23 protein-coding genes are annotated in these 17,960 nt (G+C 68.3%); 11 read left to right on the forward strand and 12 right to left on the reverse strand.

Features of this window, described 5'->3' with window-relative positions; translation table 11 throughout:
- Position 1: 1 nt before the first annotated feature.
- Positions 2-2,020, reverse strand: coding sequence for an AMP-binding protein (locus tag ACV7JO_RS08900; protein WP_470353055.1), 2,019 nt, complete (start codon positions 2,018-2,020; stop codon positions 2-4).
- 126 nt (positions 2,021-2,146) lie between these two features.
- Here ACV7JO_RS08900 and ACV7JO_RS08905 point away from each other — a divergent pair, with 126 nt between their 5' ends.
- Positions 2,147-2,734: a GNAT family N-acetyltransferase gene (locus ACV7JO_RS08905; RefSeq protein ID WP_470353056.1), complete on the forward strand. Its 588-nt coding sequence runs from the start codon at positions 2,147-2,149 to the stop codon at positions 2,732-2,734.
- 1 nt (position 2,735) lies between these two features.
- Here the strand turns inward: ACV7JO_RS08905 and ACV7JO_RS08910 are convergent, their stop codons facing one another.
- Entirely contained in the window at positions 2,736-3,209 is a 474-nt protein-coding gene (locus ACV7JO_RS08910) for an FKBP-type peptidyl-prolyl cis-trans isomerase (RefSeq protein WP_470353057.1), read from the reverse strand.
- Between the two features lie 112 nt (positions 3,210-3,321).
- On the opposite strand from ACV7JO_RS08910, the gene ACV7JO_RS08915 reads away from it, so the two are divergent.
- Both ACV7JO_RS08915 and mce read left to right on the forward strand, forming a co-directional pair.
- Positions 3,322-5,004: an acyl-CoA mutase large subunit family protein gene (locus ACV7JO_RS08915; protein ID WP_470353058.1), complete on the forward strand. Its 1,683-nt coding sequence runs from the start codon at positions 3,322-3,324 to the stop codon at positions 5,002-5,004.
- A gap of 43 nt (positions 5,005-5,047) precedes the next feature.
- Positions 5,048-5,437: a methylmalonyl-CoA epimerase gene (mce, locus tag ACV7JO_RS08920; RefSeq protein ID WP_470353059.1), complete on the forward strand. Its 390-nt coding sequence runs from the start codon at positions 5,048-5,050 to the stop codon at positions 5,435-5,437.
- A gap of 42 nt (positions 5,438-5,479) precedes the next feature.
- On the opposite strand, the gene ACV7JO_RS08925 is transcribed toward mce, so the two are convergent.
- A complete protein-coding gene (locus ACV7JO_RS08925) occupies positions 5,480-6,238 on the reverse strand; it encodes an NUDIX domain-containing protein (RefSeq protein WP_470353060.1) in 759 nt (252 codons plus the stop codon).
- A 102-nt stretch (positions 6,239-6,340) separates the two neighbouring features.
- On the opposite strand from ACV7JO_RS08925, the gene ACV7JO_RS08930 reads away from it, so the two are divergent.
- A complete protein-coding gene (locus ACV7JO_RS08930; RefSeq protein ID WP_470353061.1) occupies positions 6,341-7,309 on the forward strand; it encodes a sugar phosphate nucleotidyltransferase in 969 nt (322 codons plus the stop codon).
- A gap of 126 nt (positions 7,310-7,435) precedes the next feature.
- Here ACV7JO_RS08930 and ACV7JO_RS08935 read toward each other — a convergent pair whose 3' ends face one another.
- The 4 genes from ACV7JO_RS08935 to ACV7JO_RS08950 are packed head-to-tail and all read right to left on the reverse strand — an operon-like array spanning position 7,436 to position 11,096.
- Positions 7,436-8,155, reverse strand: a complete 720-nt coding sequence (locus ACV7JO_RS08935) for a diphthine--ammonia ligase (RefSeq protein ID WP_470353062.1) — start codon at positions 8,153-8,155, stop codon at positions 7,436-7,438.
- 35 nt (positions 8,156-8,190) lie between these two features.
- Positions 8,191-9,321 (reverse strand): DUF373 family protein, encoded by a 1,131-nt coding sequence (locus ACV7JO_RS08940; RefSeq protein ID WP_470353063.1) that lies wholly within the window; start codon positions 9,319-9,321, stop codon positions 8,191-8,193.
- A gap of 42 nt (positions 9,322-9,363) precedes the next feature.
- Positions 9,364-10,362 (reverse strand): signal peptide peptidase SppA, encoded by a 999-nt coding sequence (sppA, locus tag ACV7JO_RS08945; protein WP_470353064.1) that lies wholly within the window; start codon positions 10,360-10,362, stop codon positions 9,364-9,366.
- On the reverse strand, positions 10,359-11,096 hold the full coding sequence (locus ACV7JO_RS08950) for a proteasome assembly chaperone family protein (protein ID WP_470353065.1): 738 nt from the start codon (positions 11,094-11,096) through the stop codon (positions 10,359-10,361). The genes sppA and ACV7JO_RS08950 overlap by 4 nt, the downstream gene beginning before the upstream one ends.
- An 84-nt stretch (positions 11,097-11,180) precedes the next feature.
- Here ACV7JO_RS08950 and ACV7JO_RS08955 point away from each other — a divergent pair, with 84 nt between their 5' ends.
- Positions 11,181-11,465: a DUF5789 family protein gene (locus ACV7JO_RS08955; protein WP_470353066.1), complete on the forward strand. Its 285-nt coding sequence runs from the start codon at positions 11,181-11,183 to the stop codon at positions 11,463-11,465.
- On the opposite strand, the gene ACV7JO_RS08960 is transcribed toward ACV7JO_RS08955, so the two are convergent.
- The 4 genes from ACV7JO_RS08960 to nreA all read right to left on the reverse strand — a co-directional run bounded on the left by ACV7JO_RS08960 (position 11,466) and on the right by nreA (position 13,430).
- On the reverse strand, positions 11,466-11,690 hold the full coding sequence (locus tag ACV7JO_RS08960) for a hypothetical protein (RefSeq protein ID WP_470353067.1): 225 nt from the start codon (positions 11,688-11,690) through the stop codon (positions 11,466-11,468). It lies immediately after the preceding gene.
- 37 nt (positions 11,691-11,727) lie between these two features.
- A complete protein-coding gene (locus tag ACV7JO_RS08965) occupies positions 11,728-11,892 on the reverse strand; it encodes a hypothetical protein (RefSeq protein WP_470353068.1) in 165 nt (54 codons plus the stop codon).
- A gap of 64 nt (positions 11,893-11,956) precedes the next feature.
- Positions 11,957-12,106: a hypothetical protein gene (locus ACV7JO_RS08970; RefSeq protein ID WP_470353069.1), complete on the reverse strand. Its 150-nt coding sequence runs from the start codon at positions 12,104-12,106 to the stop codon at positions 11,957-11,959.
- Positions 12,107-12,137: 31 nt separating this feature from the next.
- The gene (gene nreA, locus ACV7JO_RS08975) at positions 12,138-13,430 is read right to left on the reverse strand and encodes a DNA repair protein NreA (RefSeq protein ID WP_470353070.1); all 1,293 of its coding nucleotides are present in this window, start codon (positions 13,428-13,430) and stop codon (positions 12,138-12,140) included.
- Positions 13,431-13,532: 102 nt separating this feature from the next.
- Here nreA and ACV7JO_RS08980 point away from each other — a divergent pair, with 102 nt between their 5' ends.
- Genes ACV7JO_RS08980 through ACV7JO_RS08990 form a run of 3 tightly spaced genes read left to right on the forward strand, consistent with a single transcriptional unit; the run spans position 13,533 to position 15,112 of the window.
- Entirely contained in the window at positions 13,533-13,922 is a 390-nt protein-coding gene (locus ACV7JO_RS08980) for a hypothetical protein (protein WP_470353071.1), read from the forward strand.
- 46 nt (positions 13,923-13,968) lie between these two features.
- On the forward strand, positions 13,969-14,565 hold the full coding sequence (rnhA, locus tag ACV7JO_RS08985) for a ribonuclease HI (RefSeq protein WP_470353072.1): 597 nt from the start codon (positions 13,969-13,971) through the stop codon (positions 14,563-14,565).
- On the forward strand, positions 14,558-15,112 hold the full coding sequence (locus tag ACV7JO_RS08990; RefSeq protein ID WP_470353073.1) for a DUF7108 family protein: 555 nt from the start codon (positions 14,558-14,560) through the stop codon (positions 15,110-15,112). Before rnhA ends, ACV7JO_RS08990 begins: the two co-directional genes overlap by 8 nt.
- Before the next feature lies 1 nt (position 15,113).
- Here ACV7JO_RS08990 and ACV7JO_RS08995 read toward each other — a convergent pair whose 3' ends face one another.
- Complete coding sequence (locus tag ACV7JO_RS08995; RefSeq protein WP_470353074.1) at positions 15,114-15,473, reverse strand: PadR family transcriptional regulator; 360 nt, start codon at positions 15,471-15,473, stop codon at positions 15,114-15,116.
- 266 nt (positions 15,474-15,739) lie between these two features.
- Between ACV7JO_RS08995 and ACV7JO_RS09000 the strand changes: the two genes are divergently transcribed.
- The 3 genes from ACV7JO_RS09000 to ACV7JO_RS09010 all read left to right on the forward strand — a co-directional run bounded on the left by ACV7JO_RS09000 (position 15,740) and on the right by ACV7JO_RS09010 (position 17,946).
- The gene (locus ACV7JO_RS09000) at positions 15,740-16,273 is read left to right on the forward strand and encodes an inorganic diphosphatase (protein ID WP_470353075.1); all 534 of its coding nucleotides are present in this window, start codon (positions 15,740-15,742) and stop codon (positions 16,271-16,273) included.
- A 126-nt stretch (positions 16,274-16,399) separates the two neighbouring features.
- On the forward strand, positions 16,400-16,534 hold the full coding sequence (locus ACV7JO_RS09005; protein WP_470353076.1) for a hypothetical protein: 135 nt from the start codon (positions 16,400-16,402) through the stop codon (positions 16,532-16,534).
- A 68-nt stretch (positions 16,535-16,602) separates the two neighbouring features.
- Positions 16,603-17,946, forward strand: a complete 1,344-nt coding sequence (locus tag ACV7JO_RS09010) for an alkaline phosphatase family protein (protein ID WP_470353077.1) — start codon at positions 16,603-16,605, stop codon at positions 17,944-17,946.
- The last annotated feature ends 14 nt before the right edge of the window (positions 17,947-17,960 follow it).

Here is a 17,960-nt window from a genome sequence, read left to right on the forward strand (position 1 = left end):
CTCACCGCGACGCCCGGACGGCGTCGAGCGCGTTCGGGTTCTCGACGCTGGAGAGGTCACCCGGGTCCTCGCCGCGGTGGACCGCGCCGATGGCGCGGCGGACCACCTTCCCGCTCTGGGTCTTCGGGAGCGCGTTGACGAACAGCACCTCGGCCGGCCGGAACGGCTTCCCGAGTTCGTCGCCGACGGTGTCTCGGACCGCCGCCCGGAGGTCGTCGCCGGGCTCGACACCGGGTTCGAGGACGGCGTAGAGGACGACGGCCGTCCCCGTGGTGTCGTCCGGCTGCCCGACGGCGGCGGCCTGATTGACCGCGGGGTGTTCCAGCGCCGCGCCCTCGACTTCGGCGGGGCCGACCTTCCGGCCGGCGACGTTGAGCGCGTCGTCGGCCCGGCCGTGCAGGTACCACAGGCCGTCGGCATCGACCTGCGCCCAGTCGCCGTGGTCCCAGAGGTCCGGCCACGTCGACCAGTACTCCTCGACGTAGCGCTCATCGCCGCGCCACAGCGACTTGGTCATCGACGGGCAGGAGTCCCGGGCGACGAGGTAGCCCCGCTCGTGGTCGTCGGCGACCGACGCCCCGGAGTCGTCGACGACGTCGACGGCCATCCCCAGTCCCGGCCCGCCGAGCGTGCATGGCTTCAACTCCTGAATCGGCATGGGCATGAGAAAGCACCCCATAATCTCCGTGCCGCCGGAGATGTTGATGACGGGGCACTCGCCGCCGCCGACGCGCTCGTAGAACCACACCCAGCTCTCGGGGTCCCACGGCTCGCCGGTCGAGCCCAGCAGCCGGAGACTGGAGCGGTCGTGGCCCGCGAGCCACTCGTCGCCGTGCTTTCGCAGCGCCCGGACTGCGGTCGGCGAGACGCCGAAGACGGTGAGGTCGTGGCGGTCTATCATCGCCCAGAGGCGGTCGGGTTCGGGGTGGTCCGGCGCGCCCTCGTAGAGGAAGACGGTGCCGCCGAAGGCGTGGTTGCCAAGCAGCGTCCACGGCCCCATCATCCACCCGATGTCGCTGACCCAGAAGAAGCGGTCGGCGGGCTTGTGGTCGAACCCGAAGTATATCTCCTTGGCCGCCTGCAACAGCGCCCCCGCGTGCGTGTGGACGATGCCCTTCGGTTCGCCCGTCGTCCCGGAGGAGTACAGCAGCATCGACGCCTGCTCGCTGGGCAGCGACTGCGTCTCGTAGGCGTCCGAGCGCGCGCCGACCGCCTCGTCCCACCACGCGTCGCGGCGGGTCCACGTCAGCGACTCGTCGGGCGCGTCGGCGATGCCGAGTCGGTCGTAGACGACCACCTCCGCGACGGCGAAGTCGTCGACGGCGTCCTCGGCGGCCCGGACGGCCGCGTCGGCGGTGTCTTTCAGTCGCACGCGCTCGCCTCGGCGGTGGAAGCCGTCGGCGGTGAACAGCACCGTACACTCGGCGTCGGCCAGTCGCGTGGCCGTCGCGTCCGTCCCGAACCCGGAGAATATCGGGACGGCGACGGCCCCGACCTTCAGACAGCCATAGAGGATGCTCGCCACCTCGGGGACCATCGGCATGTACAGGCCGACGGCGTCGCCGGTCCCGACGCCGGCCGCGTCGAGGTAGTTCGCCACGCGGTTGCTCTGCCGGTGGAGGTCGTGAAACGTCAGTTGGCGCACGTCACCGGGTTCGCCCTCCCAGACGAGCGCGACGCGGTTTCGCGCGCCGCTGTCGCGGGCGGCGTGGCGGTCCACGACGTTGTGGGCGGCGTTTAGCTTCCCGCCGGGGTACCAGTCGGTGAACTGCGGGCCGTCGGTGTCGTCCCGCACCCGGTCGTAGGGCTCGTCGAACTCGATGTCGAGGTAGTCGACCAGTTCGTCCCAGAACCAGTCGACGCCCGAGGCCGGTTCGCCCTCGATTTCGGTGGTCGTGCGCCGTATCAGTTCCTCGTAGTCGTCGATGTCGTGGGCCCGCATGAACTGCCAGACGTTGGTCGACTCGACGAACGACCGGTCGGGGACGTGACGGACGGACTCGAACTCCTCGTCGGCCATGAGTTGACAGACGGTGACAATCACCAAAGTAGTTGCGCGGCGGCGTCCATCGGCGACCCGCGCCCAGCGGCGGCGAAAATCCTGTTACAGGCAACCCTTTTCACCGGGGACGGCCAACCCCGTCGTATGTACGTCCGGGACGCGAAAAACCGCGAGGAGGTCTGGCTGTTGGACCGTATCGAGGAGATGGGGCTGGACGAGACGGCCTTCCGCTCCCGGGATTACGTCGTCGCCATCGACGAACACAGCCACGAGAAGGCCGGCTTCGGCCGCATCCGCATCCACAAGACCGACGAGGGCGACCTGTGTGAACTGACGAGCATCGGCGTCCGCGAGGAGTGGCGCGGGCAGGGCGTGGGCGCACACGTCATCGAGCGCCTCGTCGAGTACGCCGACGACGAGGGGTTCGAGACGGTGTACTCGCTGACGAACGCGGCCGACTACCTCGCGCAGTTCGGCTTCGAGCGCATCGAGCCCGCGCAGTTGCCCGAACGGCTCCGCGAGCGACTGGCGACCAAACAGGAGAACATCCAGCCCGACGCCGTCCCGCTGCGGCTGGCGGTCGACGGGTTCCGGATGCCCGACCGATTCCGCGAGCGGTTCAAGAACGCCTCGACGCAGGAGACCGAGGAGACCTCCGAGCACGAGGAGGGGCCGGAGGACTTCGGCATCGACCCCGACGAGGCGACCTACAAGTACGACACCGGAAACTGACTCACCGGGTGTCGAGTACTTCTATCTCGAAGGTCAGGGTCCTGCCGGCGAGTTCGTGGTTGAAGTCCACCTCGACGCTGTCCTCGCGGACGGCGGTCACGTCGCCGTGGAGATCGTTGGCGGCCTGTACGTGCATCCCGACCGCGGGCGCGGAGCCGACCATCTCCTCGAAGGCCGCCGGGTCGTACTCCCGGACGCGGTCGGGGTCGACCGCGCCGTAGGCCCGCTCGGGAGGCACCTCGACGGTCGCCGTCTCGCCGTCGGTCATTCCGACCAGCGCCTCGTCTAACCCCTCGACTACCTCGCCAGCCCCGACGGTAAACGAGAGCGCCCGGTAGTCTTCGGGGGCGGCGTCCTGTGCATCGTCCAGCCCGTGTTCGGCCGCGACGGCGTACCGCGAGGTGTCGAAGACGGTGCCGTCCGCGAACCGCCCGACGTACTCGATGGTGACGCCGTCGCCGGGTTCGATGACCATACGCCACGTCGGGCGACCACGACCAAAAGCACCCCGGCGAACGGCGCGGCCGTTCGTGAACAACCATGTAAGATTCGCACCGCTTAAGCCACCCCCGCCCGACGCTCCGGGTATGTTCGACCCCGACGAGTTGGACCGCATCCGCGAGGCGAAAGCCGAGTGGGAGGCCGAGGAGGTCCAACCGACCGTCGACCGCTTCGGCGAGCGCCAAGAGACGTTCACGACGGACACCGAGGGGACCGAGGTAGACCGTCTGTACACACCCGCCGACGTGGCCGACCTCGACTACGAGACGGACCTCGGGTACCCCGGCGAGGAACCGTACACCCGTGGCGTCTACTCGACGGGCTACCGCGGCCGACTGTGGACGATGCGCCAGTACGCGGGGATGGGGACCGCCGCCGAGACCAACGAGCGGTTCCACTACCTGCTGGACCAAGGCCAGACCGGGCTCTCGATGGCCTTCGACCTCCCCACCCAGATGGGGTACGACTCCGACGACGCGATGGCCGCCGGCGAGGTCGGCAAGACCGGCGTCGCCATCGACTCCCTGCGGGACATGGAGCGGGTCTTCGAGGGCATCCCGCTGGACGAGGTCTCGACCTCGATGACCATCAACGCGCCCGCCAGCGTCCTGCTGGCGATGTACATCGCCGTCGGCGACCAGCAGGGCGTCGACCGCGCCGAACTCAGGGGAACCATCCAGAACGACGTACTCAAGGAGTACATCGCCCGGAACACGTTCATCTTCCCGCCGGAGCCGTCGATGCGGCTCATCACCGACATCTTCGAGTTCTGCGCGGCCGAGACGCCGAAGTTCAACACCATCTCCATCTCGGGGTACCACATCCGCGAGGCCGGGTCGACCGCCGCACAGGAGATCGCCTTCACCCTCGGGGACGGCATCGAGTACGTCGATGCCGCCGTCGAGGCCGGACTCGACGTCGACGACTTCGCCCCGCAACTGTCCTTTTTCTTCGCTTCCTACAACAACATCCTCGAAGAGGTGGCGAAGTTCCGGGCGGCCCGCCGGCTCTGGGCCTCGCTGATGGACGAGCGCTTCGACGCCTCGGACCCCAAGTCCAAGCAACTGAAGTTCCACACCCAGACCGCCGGCTCGACGCTGACCGCCCAACAGATAGAGAACAACGTCGTCCGCGTCGCCTATCAGGCGCTGGCGGCGGTACTCGGCGGCACGCAGAGCCTCCACACGAACGGGAAAGACGAGGCCATCGGCCTCCCGACAGAGGAGTCGGTGCGGACGGCGCTGCGGACCCAGCAGATTCTCGCCCACGAGTCGGGCGCGGCCGACACTATCGACCCGCTGGCGGGCAGTTACTACGTCGAGTCCCTCACCGACGAACTCGAGGCCGAGGCCCGCGACATCATCGCCGACGTGGACGAACGCGGCGGGATGCGCCGGGCCATCGAGGAGCAGTGGGTCCAACGTCGCATTCAGGACGTGGCCTTCGAGCGCCAGCGCGAGCAGGAGGCCGGCGAGCGGGTCATCGTCGGCGTCAACGAGTTCCAGATAGACGAGGAGGAGGACGAGGACATCGAGGAGGTCGACCCGGAACTGGAGCAGGCCCAACAGGAGCGGGTCGCGGCCATCCGCGAGGAGCGCGACGACGCGGCCGTCGAGGCGGCGCTCGACGACCTCCGGACGGCCGCCCGCGGCGACGAGAACCTCATGCCGTACATCGTCGACGCCGTCAAGACCTACGCGACGACCGGCGAGGTCTGTAACGCCCTCCGGGACGTGTTCGGGGAGTACCAGCCCGGCAGTTCGATGTGAGCGCCGGCACCGCAGTTAACTCCCCGGCGGGCGACCGACGAGTATGCACTTCGACCACGCCGGCATCGCCACCGACGACGCGGCGTCGCTGGCCGCGCTGTTTACCGACGCGTTCGGACTCGAAACCGGACACGAGGAGACGTTCGGCGACCTACGCGTGACGTTTCTGGACGTGGGCGACGGCTACTTCGAACTGCTAGAGCCACTACCCGACGCCGACGGCGCGATTCCGCGCTACGTGGAGCGGGAGGGGCCGGGCATCCACCACCTCGCGCTGGCGACCGCCGACATCGAGGCGGCGCTCGACGACGCCCGCACCGCGGGCATCGACCTCGTCGACGAGGAGCCTCGCCCGGGCGCGTGGGGTCACGAGGTCGCCTTCCTCCATCCCAAGTCGACCGGCGGCGTGTTGCTCGAACTCGTCGAACACTGAGAGCGGAGTCGGCGAGTCGTCGCCCGGTCCGGACGGCGGCGCTCAGTCCGCGTCGCCGCGGACCCGCTCCCAGACATCGCGCGCGCCCTCGGTGACGTTCTCCGGGGGGTCGGCCAGCCACGCCGCGCCGGTCAGTTCCGACTCGTCCACGTCGACCGAGCCGCTGTGGTACTCCGCCCGGAAGTAGACGTCGAGGGTGTGGACGGACCCCTCCGCGTCGGTGTCGGGGTAGTACTTCCGGTGGAAGACCTCCTCGACGCCGGTGATTGTACACCGGACGCCGGTCTGTTCGTTGACCCGCCGGACAGCCGTCTCTTGGATTGACTCGTACTGCCCGCCCTTGCCGTCGCCGGGCAGCGCCCAGATGTCCGCGCCGCGGCCCAGCACCATCAACACCCGGTCGCGGGTGTCGCTCGCGGCCTGCTCGGGGATGTTCTCGCTCAGGTCCGGGAACTCCTCGCCGCTCCGGGTGACGAAGACGACGCTGTTGCCCGAGTAGCCGGTCCCCTGTGTCGCGGTGTACACGTCGGCGTACTCCTCGGCGGTCAGTTCGTACGTCTCCTCGGTGACCGGCACGTCGTCGTACACCGCTTCGAGCGTGTCGATGCGCTGGTCGACGTTGAGCTGATTTATCTTGTCGGCGAGGTTCACGTCTGTCTCGCGGGTGTCCGGGGTTTCGAGGTCCGCCAGTTCCCGACGGGTCTCCTCGTCGAGTGCGTCCTCGTCTATCTCGAACAGCCCGCCACCGCCGTCCCCGTCCGCCGTCCGCTCTTCGCCCGCGCGCTCGCCGTCGTCGGTCATACGGGCAGATTCGCGCGGACGCGGATAAGTACGGCGGTGCCGGGGACGAGCGCGGTTTCGAGGATGAAAAAGACCTTATATTTCGACCGCGGAGTTGCGTGTATGAAAGCCATCGTCTTGGCTGGCGGGTACGCGACGCGGATGTGGCCAGTCACCAAGAACCGCCCGAAGATGCTCCTCCCGGTCGGCGACACGACGGTCATCGACCGCATTCTGGGCGAACTCGAAGCCGACGAGCGCATCTCCGACGTGTTCGTCTCGACCAACGAGCGCTTCGCCGACGACTTCCGCTCGCACCTGTCGGCCAGTTCCTTCGAGAAGCCCTCGCTCACCATCGAGGAGACCGTCGAGGAAGACGAGAAGTTCGGCGTCGTCGGCGCGCTCGCACAACTCGTCGAGCGCGAGCGCCTCGGCGACGAGGACCTGCTGGTCATCGCCGGCGACAACCTCATCAGTTTCGACGTGGCCGAGTTCCTCGACTACTTCCAGCAGTACGACGACCCCACACTCGCCGCCTACGACGTGGGTTCGCTGGAGAAAGCCAAGTCCTACGGCCTCATCGACGTCGACGGCGAGGAGGTCGTGGACTTCCAGGAGAAACCCGCCGACCCCAAGAGTACGTTGGTCTCTATCGCCTGCTACGCTTTCCCCGCGGACTCGATTCGCTTCGAGGAGTATCTCTCGGGGGGCAACAATCCCGACGAACCCGGCTGGTTCATCCAGTGGCTCGTCGAGGACGAACCCGTCCGCGCGTTCACCTTCGACGGCGCGTGGTACGACATCGGCACCCCCGAGAGCTACCTCGACGCCGTCGCGTGGGAACTCGACGGCGAGAACGTCGTCGCCGAGACCGCCACCGTCGAGAACACCACGCTGGGCGAGAACGTCCACGTCCTCCCGGGTGCGGAGGTCGTCAACTCCTCGCTCGACAACTCCGTCGTCTTCCCGAACGCCACCATCCTCGACGCCGACATCCGCAACTCCATCATCGACAAGGACACCCACATCGAGAGCCTCGACCTCGCCGGCGCGCTCATCGGTGCCCACACGCAACTGACCAACGGGAACTGACGGCCGTACCGTTTTCCTCCTCGGGTTTTCTCGCTCCCGCCGGTCGCCGCGGGAACCGCTCCTCGAAAAACCGCTGCTAAAGAGCGCCGCCTCGTTCGCAGGACTCGCTCGGCGTCGAGAAGAGGACTACGCCAGCCACGCGTCCGCGATTTGCAGTGTCCCGCGAGTCCCGTCCCACTCGGTCTCGGCGTCCCACTCGATGCGGCGGTCCATATGCGGGCCGTCGACCACCAGCGTCTCGAACTCGCCGCCTTCCCCGAGGACGTGGACGCCGTACTCGTCGTTGAGCGCTTCGAGGTCGTCGAGCGCGTCGGCGTCGAGCGTCCGGTCGAGCCACGACTCGTCCAGTCCGTAGGCGGCGACCCGGACGATGCGAATCTCGAAGCCGGCGTCGAGCATCGCGTCCGCGAGGTCGCGGGGGTCTTCCTGCCAGAGCGGGGCGAACACCGCGGCTTCGAGGCGCTCGGCCATCGCCTCGATGCGGGTCGTCTGGTACTCGCTCTCGACGGCCCCGGCGGTGAGGCCGGCGATGCCGTCGGGGAGGTCCGCGTCGAGGTCGCGGAGCGCGGCTTCGAGCGGTTCGAGTTCGGCGTCGCCCTGCGCGCCGGCGTCGGCGGCGTCCTCGGCCCCGAAGCCGTCGGGTTCGACCTCGACGAGCGGGATGCCGATACTCTCGGCCGCGAGTGCGGCCAGCCGCGTCGCGGGGACGTGGTACATGTAGGAGTCGCCGTCGGGGTGGACGGTCACCAGCCGCTCGACGGGATAATCCCGCTCCAGCGCCCGGTACAGCGCCCACGAAGAGTCCTTGCCGCCGGAGAACAGCGAAACCCACGCGCCGTCTGCCATGCCCGTCGGTAGCCGGGGCCGGCGTAAATCGCTGTCTATCCCCGCTCGGGCAGTTCGCTCTCGATGTCGGCCTCGCTGACGTAGGCGGCGACGCGCACGCCGACGAGGCTGATGAGGATGCCGGCGAGGATGAACAGCGCGAGCCGTTGGCCGGCCTCCATGGCGAAACGCTGCACTTCCAGCACGCCGAGGTCGGTCGGTTGGACGACGAACCGGTCGAAGACGCCGGCGCGTTCGAGGAAGTACGCCGAGAACCCGCGCACGACGAGGCCGACCGCGACGGCACCGAACGGGAGGTTGACGTAGGCGCTGCGGACCCCCTCCCGCTGGATGAGTTCGTCGAGGAGGCGACCGAGCGAGGCCGCCAGCGCCGCGGCGGTGAGCCACGGCACGGCGTCGAAGAGGAACCGGTTGGCGAGGATGAACGGACTCGGGTCGTCCATCGAGGAGATGCTGAGACCGCCGGCGAACAGGCCCACGACCAACAGCCCGCCGGCGACGACGTAGGTGACCAGCGACACCTGCCCGGAGTACAGCGCCTCGCGGGTCTGGCTCGGGAGCCGCGAGAGGTAGTCGTCGATGCCCAGCCCCTTGTAGATGAGGAACACGCCGACGGCGGCCGCGATGGCCCCGACGGCGATGGTGGGGCTGTCGGCGGCCACCAGCAACACCGGGAAGGCGATGAGGGCGATACCCAGCGGGACGAGGACGGTCTTGCGCAGTTCCTCGTCGGCGAGGAACTGCTTGAGCAGGTAGTAGGTGGACTCGATGTCGCGGGCCTGCCGGACGATGACGCGGTCGACGGCGTCGACCCGGACGCGGCTCTCGACGATGGGGACCAGCCGCTCGTCTTCGGCGCTGTCGACGACGACGACGGCCGAGTCGGGGTCGTGTTCGGCGACGAGCTCCTCGGTCTGGCGGGCTATCTGTCGGTCGGTCCCGACGCCGTCGCTCCCGCCGCCGACGACGGCGACCACCGCGTCGTCGCCGTCGGCTTCGAGGTCCTCGGCGACGCGCAGTCCTTCGAGCAGGCAGTTGACGCGGCTGTCCTCGGGGTCGGCGATGCCCGTCTCGGTGACCAGCGATTCGACGGCCGCGCGGCCGACGACCGGACACGCCGCTCCGGCGGGACTCCCGCGGTCGATACACACTACCAGCGTCGACACAGTGACAGAGACACACGCGCGGATTAAAAACCTCTCGTGACCTCACCGACGGAACGACAGCCCGTCCACGTCGCCGTCGAACGCGCTCGCGACCCCCGCCCCGAGGGCGTAGGCGACCCGCTCCGTGCCGCCCCGGAGGCGGCCAGCGAGGCCCGAGGAGGGTTCGAACTCGCGGACCTCGGCGGGTTCGCCCAGCGTCTCTTCGAGGTGCGCCTCCACCTCCTCGCGGGTGCCGAGTTCGTCGACGAGACCGCGCTCGTGGGCGTCCGCGCCGAGGAATATCTTCGCCTCGGTCTCGCGGAGTCGGTCGGCCTCGACCCCGCGGCCCTCGGCGACGGTCTCGACGAACTGGTCGTAGTAGTCGTCGACGATGCCTTGCAGGTACTCGCGCTCGTCGTCGTGCAGTTCCTTCAGCGGCGTGCCGGCGTCTTTGTACTCGCCGGCGGTGAACTGCTCGTAGGAGAGGCCCGCCCGGTCGGCCAACTCCTTGGCGTTGACCCGCGAGCCGATGACGCCGATGGAACCGACGATAGAGCCCTCGCGCGCCCACAGTTCGTCACAGCCCGCGGCGATGTCGTAGCCGCCGCTGGCACAGACATCGGTGGCGTAGCCGACCGTCGGGCCGTCGAAGGCCTCCGCCGCGAGCCGGATGTCCTCGCTCGGGACGATTTCGCCCCCCGGCGTGTTCAACTTCAGCAACAGCGCTTCCGACCCGCGGTCGTCGTCGGCCCGCTCTATCTGCTCGACGATGTCGTCGGCACCGGCCCCGCCGGGCGGACTTGTGAGCCCGCCACCGCTGTCGCGGGTGATGGGACCTTCGACGGCGACCTCGGCGACGTTGTGCGCGGGGAGATACGAGTCGGTGACGCTGCCGACGAGCCGCACGGCCGCCAGTACCGCGGCGAGCGCGAGGAGGACGCCGAGTAGGTCGGCGAGGTCGCCCGGCACGTTGACGAAGAGGAACCACGCGACGGCACCGACGAGGACGGCCGCCACGAAGGCGACGAGCAGGCGGACGACCGTGTCGCCGGTGGACCTCATTGGTACATGCCGAGGGGCCGAGCGCTGGTGCTCTCCTCCTCGGACTCGCTCATCTGCTTTGCGAGGCGCTCCTTGGCGTCGGCGATGTGCTCGGCTTGCTCGACGAGCGCGTCGGTGTCGACCTCGAACGCGCCGAGCGGACCGATGGCGGTCTGGAGGAGCGCGCGGGCCGCTTCGGGGTCGGGGAACTGCGGGTCGGCCTCGGTCACCAGCGCCGCGCCGGACAGCCCGACGCGCTGGGCCTCGTGGACCAGCGCGCCGGTGGGACCGGTGATAGCGCCGTCCTCGGTGGGCGGGTCGACCGCGGCGTCGTCCAGCAGCGCCGCCCCATCGCCGGTCGCCACGCCGTAGACCGACGGTGTGCCCTCCTTCTCGGCGGGTCGCCCGCTGAGAAACACCGGTGTCACGTCGTTGGCCTCCAGCCAGCCGACGAGACAGCCGGCGAACTCCTCCGCACCGGACGGCGAGACCGGGGCGTCGCTCTGGAGGACCAGCAGGTCCCGGTCGGCGTCCGCGTAGAGGCGGACCGGCGCGCGGATCTGCCGGTCGCCCTCGGCGTAGACGGCGATCTCCGGCAGTCCGTCACAGTGGACGGAGGCGTAGTGAGTCATGTCGTAGGCGTCGACGAGGTGGTCGGCGGCTAGCTTGCCGACCAACCCCACGCCGGGGAGCCCCTCGACGAGCGTCGGGGCCGTCAGGTCGAGGTCCGGGCGGTGTATCTGGACGCGTGCCATACCACACCAGTCGGTCGCCGTCGGCTTGAAAGCCGCGGCCGACGTTCCGAAAGCACTAATCGGGCTGGGACGGACAGTTCGGGTATGAGCGACGACGACAGCGACGAGGACGCCCCCGCCGTCGAACTCGGCGAGGGCCCGGACGTGGAGGGCGCACCGCTTGCCCGTGTCATCGCGCGACTCACGTGGGGCATCGAACACAGCACGGTCGTCGACCGCGAGGGCGAGACGACAGTGCGGACGCCCGACGGTCCGCGGGAACTCGCCGACGTGATGGAGGACGTGGACGTGCCGTACTTCTCCGACCGCCACGAGTTCGAGTCGGCCGTCCGCGAGGCCATCGGCTCCGGTCCGGTCCAGACCGAGTAGTCAGTCGGGGCGGTCGTCGGCCTCGGAGGCGGTTCCGCCGACCGAGTCGCCGCCGAGACTCGCGTCGAGGCTCTTCTCGACGGCGTCGCTGCGGTTCCCCCACTGGCCGCTCGTCAGCGACAGCGCGACGCCCAGAACGAGTAGCGCCGGGACGACCATCGCGGCGAGCAACAGGGCGACGAGGACGAGTTCGGCCAACCCCGGGAGCGGTATCAGCGCGAGCATGGCGCTACTTCCGGCGCGACGGGGAAGCCTTCTGCGGTCACCGCATCGACTCCAGCGCGTAGACGGTGTCCGAGACCAGCCACGCGGTCTCCGAGCCCTCGCGTTCGATGCTGAGAGCGTCGACGGCCTCCTCGTCGTCGACGACGATACGGAACGCGCGGGCGGTGAGCGGGTCGGCTCGGTCCGGTTGCGAGCGTGGCACAGCCACCGCTCACCGGTTCGGAGGGATAAAGCAGTCGTTTCGCGTCCGTAGCGGTGCCGTCTGTCTATTCTGACTCGGCGCGGCCGCGCCGTCTGCCGACGAGGTAGCCGACGGCGAGGAGCGCGAGCGGGGCGACCAGCAACACGCACATCACGAGCAAGAGGACGAGTAGTTCGGGACCACCGGGGAGGCCGGGGAACAGGAGAGCGGGCATAGCGGCCGTCGGGGGCGGTAACACATAGTTGTCACGGCCCGAAGTCGGAGAGCCGCGACTGGAGGCCGGCGACGAGTTTCGACTTGCGCCGGAGCGCCCCGACGGAGACGGGTAACTGGTCGGCGACGGCCGACAGCGTCTCGCGGAACGTCTCCCCCTCGCCGGGTTCGCCGTCGAAGGCGTTGCGCACGCCCTCGCGGACCTGCCAGACGCCGACCGGGGCCCAGTAGTCGTCGGTTATCTCCCGGAGGACCAGACACTTCGCCTGCCGGCCCCGCTCGCGCAGGTGTTCGAGGACGCCAAGCCGGGCCGCGTAGTACGCGCCGGCCGTCTCCTCGACGTAGCCCGAACGGCCCTCGTACCCCTCGTGGGCGCTGGCGAGGTAGTAGCCGGCCCCGGGCCGGGGGTTCCAGACGCTCTCGGGGGCCTTCATCTCGACGAGTTCGAACTCCCACTGGCCCGGGGCCAGCAGGACCCAGTAGCGGTTACCCATGTACTCGTTGTACCAGACCTCGGGGGCGTCGACGGTGTCGCTGTTCCGGAGCGTCCCGCGGAGGTACTGACCGACGGTGTCGTCGACGGCGGTGATGGACCACCGCGTCGGCACCAGCGACCGCTCGCTGGCCTGTCCGAGCGCACCCGCCGACAGAATCGTGTTGATGTCGTACACGTCGAAGCCGCGGCGGTAGAGGTACGTCATCGCCCCCTCGGCGCGCCAGTCGTCGTCCGAGAGCGTCTTCTCCACCTCGACGGGGACGTGGGGGTTCTCCGCGAGGTCCGCGCCGGTCGCCCGGGCGCGCGGGCCAGTCGGCGTCCGCACGTCGTCGAAGCCCACGTCGATGTCCGGGTCGCCGTCGAGGCCGACCTCCACGTCGACGGGCCGGTGGGCGATGGCGACCTCGCGCTGGACGCCGACGAACCCCTCCCACACGTCGTACGCGCCGCCGGCGTCGCGCCCGCCCGACTGCACGGCGTCGACGGCAGTCGTCCGCGTGGAGTTCAACAGGCCGGTACGGCGCTGGAGCACGTCCTCGATGTTCAGCCCCTGTCGGTACCAGTCGCCGCTGGTGGCGAACTCCGCGGCGGCCGCGTCGGCGTCGACCGGCGAGAGCAGTCCCGTCGAAACGTTCGGGTAGCCCGACCGGCCGACGAATATCTCCGGCGCGGTCGAACCGAACAGCGAGTCGCCCTGCACCGTCTCGCGGAACTGCCGTTCGACGTCTTCGAGGTGGTCGGTGACGGCGTAGGACTTCTCGGCGGCCAGCCGGCGCTTCTCGTCGCGCTCGTCGCGTTCGAACCCCTCGATGAACTCGTCGAGCCGCATCCGTCCGTCGGTTGGACGCAGCCGGATAAGAAGGTGTCCCCGTCGGCCCGCCGTGACCAACTATTACATAGTCGGGGGGAGTAACAACGGGTGATATAAATCATGATGCGCGCCACGAAGTACCTCGGGACGGTCGCGGCGGTACTCAGTCTGCTCGTCGTCCTCATCCCGGCGACGTCGTCGGTCGGGCACACCCAAGCCCTGGCGAACCTGCTCGTCGGGGAGATAACCGCCATCGCCGCCGGCCACACGGCGTACCGCGCCGCGTCCGGGAAGCAGGCCAATCCCGTCGCCGCGGTCACGGCTGTCGTCGGCGGGACCGTCCTCGCCGTCTCGGCGGTCTTTCTCACGCCGGTCGACCCGTTCCTCACGATAATGATGCTGTTCGGGGCGGTCATCGCGCTGTCGGGCGTCCTCGGTGTCGTGGGACTGCTCCGGAGCGGCGGCGAGGCGGACCACAGCGGAGCGCGGCGGCTCGCCGACCGGTCGTGAGCGCCGACCACAACGGCTATACAGGCGGGTGGGCCACCCACGGACGATGCCGGTCATCGAGTGCGACGAGGCGGTAGCCCGGGAGCGACTGGCGGCCGAGGGCGTCGAGATAACCGAGGGGAACACCGACCACGAGCGCTGGCGGGCTTCCTACGGGGACGCGACGGCCGTCGCCTACGAGGGGAAGGTGGTCGTACAGGGCGGGGAGACCGCGCGGCTGGAGGCCCTGCTCCGGGACGACGGCGACGGGCGCGTCCACGCCTACTTCGACGGGGCCTCGCGGGGGAACCCGGGGCCGGCCGCCGTCGGGTACGTCCTCGTCGACGACGGCGGTATCGTCGCCGAGGGCGGGGAGACCATCGGCCGCGCCACGAACAATCAAGCCGAGTACGCGGCGCTGATACGCGCGCTCGAAGCCGCGACGGACTACGGGTTCGACGAGGTCCGCCTGCGCGGCGACTCGGAACTCATCGTCAAACAGGTCCGGGGCGAGTGGAACACGAACGACCCCGAACTTCGCGAGCGGCGGGTCCGGGCCAGAGAGCTACTGATGGGCTTCGAGGAGTGGTCCATAGAGCACGTTCCGCGGGACATAAACGAGCGCGCGGACCAACTAGCCAACGACGCACTCGACGATGACTGACCTCCCCGAGGACGCTGTCACCGAGGCCGAACGGCTCACCAGACTGGCTCGGCAGGCGGTCGACGACGACGAAGCGGCGGCCTACCGACGGGACCGCGACGACCTGCTCGCCGGCCACGACTACACCGCCCGCGTCCGCGAGGACGACACCGGCGACGTGCTCGTCTGCCACCCCTCAGAGTGGGTCGAAGAGGGCGTCATCAGGCCCGAGCGGGTCGACGACGTGGACCGCGGCGTCGAGGTCCGACTGTCGGGTCCCGACGACCCCGACTCGTGGGACGCCGTCGACGAGCGCAACCGCGCTGTCGCAGAGGCCGTCGCCGAGGCCCACGGGCCGGTCCACGGCGCGACCGCGGCGTCGCTCGCGGACTTCATGAGCAACCACTACGCCAAGCCCATCGCGGCGGCGACGCCCGACGAACTCGAGGAGTTCGAGACGGAGTACTTCCCGCGCAACGGGTGGCCCAGCGACGAACAGCGGTCGCTGCTGTCGGAGTCGGTCCGGTTGGCGGTCGCGGAAGCGGACGCGGGACGGCCGGAGGAGTAGCTTACTGCTCGGAGGTGACGAGGTCGCGGAGTTCGTCGGCGCGGGTCTCGTCGGTGACGAACTTCGAGAACTCCCAGCTGAACTGGTCGAGAACGGCCGCCTTCCCGTCCTCGGTCAGGGAGTACTGGTTGGTCCGCTTGTCGAGTTCGCTCTTCTCGACCAGCCCCATCTCGACGAGGTCGTCGAGGTTGGGGTAGAGACGGCCGTGGTTCACTTCGTCGTCGTAGTAGGATTCGAGTTCCCGCTTGATAGCCAGTCCGTAGCGTGGCTCCTCGGCGAGGATGACGAGGATGTTCTGCTGGAAGGCTGTGAGCTCTTTTGCGATGCCCGGACTGTCCCTGACTGCTTGTGCCTCTGACATGGTTAGCAAAATGTCAGCAAGCTATTTAACGCTTGTTAACTCCAACGTATAGCGGCCCTCTTTTTGCGAGACAGTACCACGTCCGCCCGGCGCGAGCGAGTGTCGGTATTATTTTTAATAACAGCCGTTGTTGTTCGTCGCAGACGGTCGGCTGCGGCCGAGGATGCGGCGAGTACGAGACCGTTGCGCAACTGCGTAGATATATCTTGTGGGAACGGACAGGGATTACGAAAGGACTTTTTGACCGCCCGGCGCAGTCGCCGATGATGACGAACCTCTGGGAAGACCTCGAAACCGGACCGAACCCGCCCGAAGAGATATACGCCGTCGTCGAGTGCCTCAAGGGCGAGCGCAACAAGTACGAGTACGACAAGGACGTCCCCGGCGTCGTGCTGGACCGGGTGCTTCACTCCAACGTCCACTACCCCAGCGACTACGGCTTCATCCCGCAGAGCTACTACGACGACGAGGACCCCTTCGACGTGCTCGTCCTCGTCGAGGACCAGACGTTCCCCGGCTGTATCGTCGAGGCCCGGCCGGTCGCCCTGATGAAGATGGACGACGACGGCGAGCAGGACGACAAGGTCATCGCCGTCCCGACGGAGGACCCCCGCTACGACCACATCGAGGACCTCGACGACATCCCTCAGCAGACGCTCGACGAGATTGACGAGTTCTTCGCGACGTACAAGAACTTAGAGGAGGGCAAGGAAGTCGAGACGCTGGGTTGGGAGGACAAGCAGGCCGCCAAGGACGCCATCGAACACGCGCAGGACCTCTACGACGAGCACTTCAACTGAGCCGAACCGTCGTAGGCGGTCCCGACCCACGCCGGACCGATGCTCCCCGGTAATATCGGCAGTGATTGCCGATTATGTATGAGCATGGGTAATCTTTTGAACGTGAGGGGCGTACGCGCAACCACGATGGCGACCGACCACTCAGACCCCGCAATCGAGCATTCGACGGTCGTTCCGGACCGGACTGACCGGACCGTGCCGGGAATCGCACACGTGACAGTCGTCCCGGAGAACGCGCCGCGGACGGACGGCGACGCGTAGGCCTTGCCGCTTTCCCCGACGGTCTCCCGAAAAGAAGCTTCTTGGTCCCGACCGGCTTACCGGGCCACATGGGACTATTCGACCGTCTGAAAGGCGACGACGCCCCCCGCGTCGCCTTCTTCGGCATCGACGGGGTACCGTACAGCCTCATCGACGAGCACCCCGAGGTGTTCCCGAACCTGACCGAACTCAAAGAGGAGGGTAGCGCCGGCCCCATCGACAGCATCGTCCCCCCGGAGTCCAGCGCCTGCTGGCCGGCCCTGACCACCGGCGTCAACCCCGGTGAGACCGGCGTCTACGGCTTTCAGGACCGCGAAGTCGGCTCCTACGACACCTACGTCCCGATGGGCCGGGACGTACAGGCCACCCGCCTGTGGGACCGTATCACCGAGGAGGGACGCGACGCGACGGTGCTGAACGTCCCCGTCACCTTCCCGCCCCAGCGCAACGTCCAGCGGATGGTCTCGGGCTTTCTCTCACCGGGCGTCGACAAGGCCGCCTACCCCGACGAACTCCGTGACTACCTCGAATCGACGGACTACCGCATCGACGTCAACGCCAAACTCGGTCACGACGACGACAAATCGGAGTTCGTCGCCGACGCCCACGAGACGCTGGAGAAGCGCTACGAGACGTTCAGCCACTACGTCGAGCAGGACGACTGGGACCTCTTTTTCGGCGTCTTCATGACCACCGACCGGGTCAACCACTTCCTGTTCAAGGACTTCGAGCGCGACGGCGAGAACAAGGACGCCTTCCTCGAGTTCTACGGCGCTGTCGACGAGTACCTCGGGAAACTCCGCGAGCAACTGCCCGACGACGTGACGATGGTCGTCGCCTCCGACCACGGGTTCACCTCGCTCGACCACGAAGTCCACTTCAACGAGTGGCTCCGACAGGAGGGGTGGCTCTCCTACGCCGACGACGACCACTCGGAACTGGGCGACATCAGCGAGGACACGACAGCCTACTCGCTCATTCCCGGGCGGTTCTACATCAACCTCGAAGGGCGCGAACCGCGCGGCAGCGTCCCCGAAGACGAGTACGAGTCCGTGCGCGCGGACCTCAAAGAGCAACTCGAAGCCCTCGAAGGTCCCGACGGGAAGAAGGTGGCCGACCGTGTCGTCACCCGCGAGGACGCCTTCCGGGGCGACCACGACGACATCGCGCCGGACCTCGTCGTCGTCCCCAACCACGGGTTCGACCTCAAGGCCGGCTTCAAGGGCAGCGACGAGGTGTTCGACGTGGGCCCCCGCAACGGGATGCACAGCTTCGACAACGCCACGCTGCTGGTCGACGACCCCGGGGCGAACGTCACCGACGCCGACCTCTACGACATCGCGCCGACGATTCTGGACCTCCTCGAACACGACTACGAGCGCGCCGAGTTCGACGGCAGCAGTCTGGTCTGAGACTGCCCTCGCCG

It is taken from the genome of Haloarcula sp. MBLA0138, from assembly GCF_055632455.1.

Bases quoted from the DNA above. Each gene is read 5' to 3' on its own strand.
- ACV7JO_RS08950 (WP_470353065.1), bottom strand. From the start codon at position 11,096: ATGGCACGCGTCCAGATACACCGCCCGGACCTCGACCTGACGGCCCCG.
- ACV7JO_RS08930 (WP_470353061.1), top strand. From the start codon at position 6,341: ATGAAAGCCATCGTCTTGGCTGGCGGGTACGCGACGCGGATGTGGCCA.
- ACV7JO_RS08960 (WP_470353067.1), bottom strand. From the start codon at position 11,690: ATGCTCGCGCTGATACCGCTCCCGGGGTTGGCCGAACTCGTCCTCGTC.
- ACV7JO_RS08970 (WP_470353069.1), bottom strand. From the start codon at position 12,106: ATGCCCGCTCTCCTGTTCCCCGGCCTCCCCGGTGGTCCCGAACTACTC.
- ACV7JO_RS08915 (WP_470353058.1), top strand. From the start codon at position 3,322: ATGTTCGACCCCGACGAGTTGGACCGCATCCGCGAGGCGAAAGCCGAG.
- ACV7JO_RS08910 (WP_470353057.1), bottom strand. From the start codon at position 3,209: ATGGTCATCGAACCCGGCGACGGCGTCACCATCGAGTACGTCGGGCGG.
- ACV7JO_RS08990 (WP_470353073.1), top strand. From the start codon at position 14,558: ATGACTGACCTCCCCGAGGACGCTGTCACCGAGGCCGAACGGCTCACC.
- ACV7JO_RS08980 (WP_470353071.1), top strand. From the start codon at position 13,533: ATGATGCGCGCCACGAAGTACCTCGGGACGGTCGCGGCGGTACTCAGT.
- ACV7JO_RS09000 (WP_470353075.1), top strand. From the start codon at position 15,740: ATGACGAACCTCTGGGAAGACCTCGAAACCGGACCGAACCCGCCCGAA.
- ACV7JO_RS08935 (WP_470353062.1), bottom strand. From the start codon at position 8,155: ATGGCAGACGGCGCGTGGGTTTCGCTGTTCTCCGGCGGCAAGGACTCT.
- ACV7JO_RS08900 (WP_470353055.1), bottom strand. From the start codon at position 2,020: ATGGCCGACGAGGAGTTCGAGTCCGTCCGTCACGTCCCCGACCGGTCG.
- nreA (WP_470353070.1), bottom strand. From the start codon at position 13,430: ATGCGGCTCGACGAGTTCATCGAGGGGTTCGAACGCGACGAGCGCGAC.
- ACV7JO_RS08995 (WP_470353074.1), bottom strand. From the start codon at position 15,473: ATGTCAGAGGCACAAGCAGTCAGGGACAGTCCGGGCATCGCAAAAGAG.
- sppA (WP_470353064.1), bottom strand. From the start codon at position 10,362: ATGAGGTCCACCGGCGACACGGTCGTCCGCCTGCTCGTCGCCTTCGTG.
- ACV7JO_RS09010 (WP_470353077.1), top strand. From the start codon at position 16,603: ATGGGACTATTCGACCGTCTGAAAGGCGACGACGCCCCCCGCGTCGCC.
- ACV7JO_RS08955 (WP_470353066.1), top strand. From the start codon at position 11,181: ATGAGCGACGACGACAGCGACGAGGACGCCCCCGCCGTCGAACTCGGC.
- ACV7JO_RS08925 (WP_470353060.1), bottom strand. From the start codon at position 6,238: ATGACCGACGACGGCGAGCGCGCGGGCGAAGAGCGGACGGCGGACGGG.
- rnhA (WP_470353072.1), top strand. From the start codon at position 13,969: ATGCCGGTCATCGAGTGCGACGAGGCGGTAGCCCGGGAGCGACTGGCG.
- mce (WP_470353059.1), top strand. From the start codon at position 5,048: ATGCACTTCGACCACGCCGGCATCGCCACCGACGACGCGGCGTCGCTG.
- ACV7JO_RS08905 (WP_470353056.1), top strand. From the start codon at position 2,147: ATGTACGTCCGGGACGCGAAAAACCGCGAGGAGGTCTGGCTGTTGGAC.
- ACV7JO_RS09005 (WP_470353076.1), top strand. From the start codon at position 16,400: ATGGCGACCGACCACTCAGACCCCGCAATCGAGCATTCGACGGTCGTT.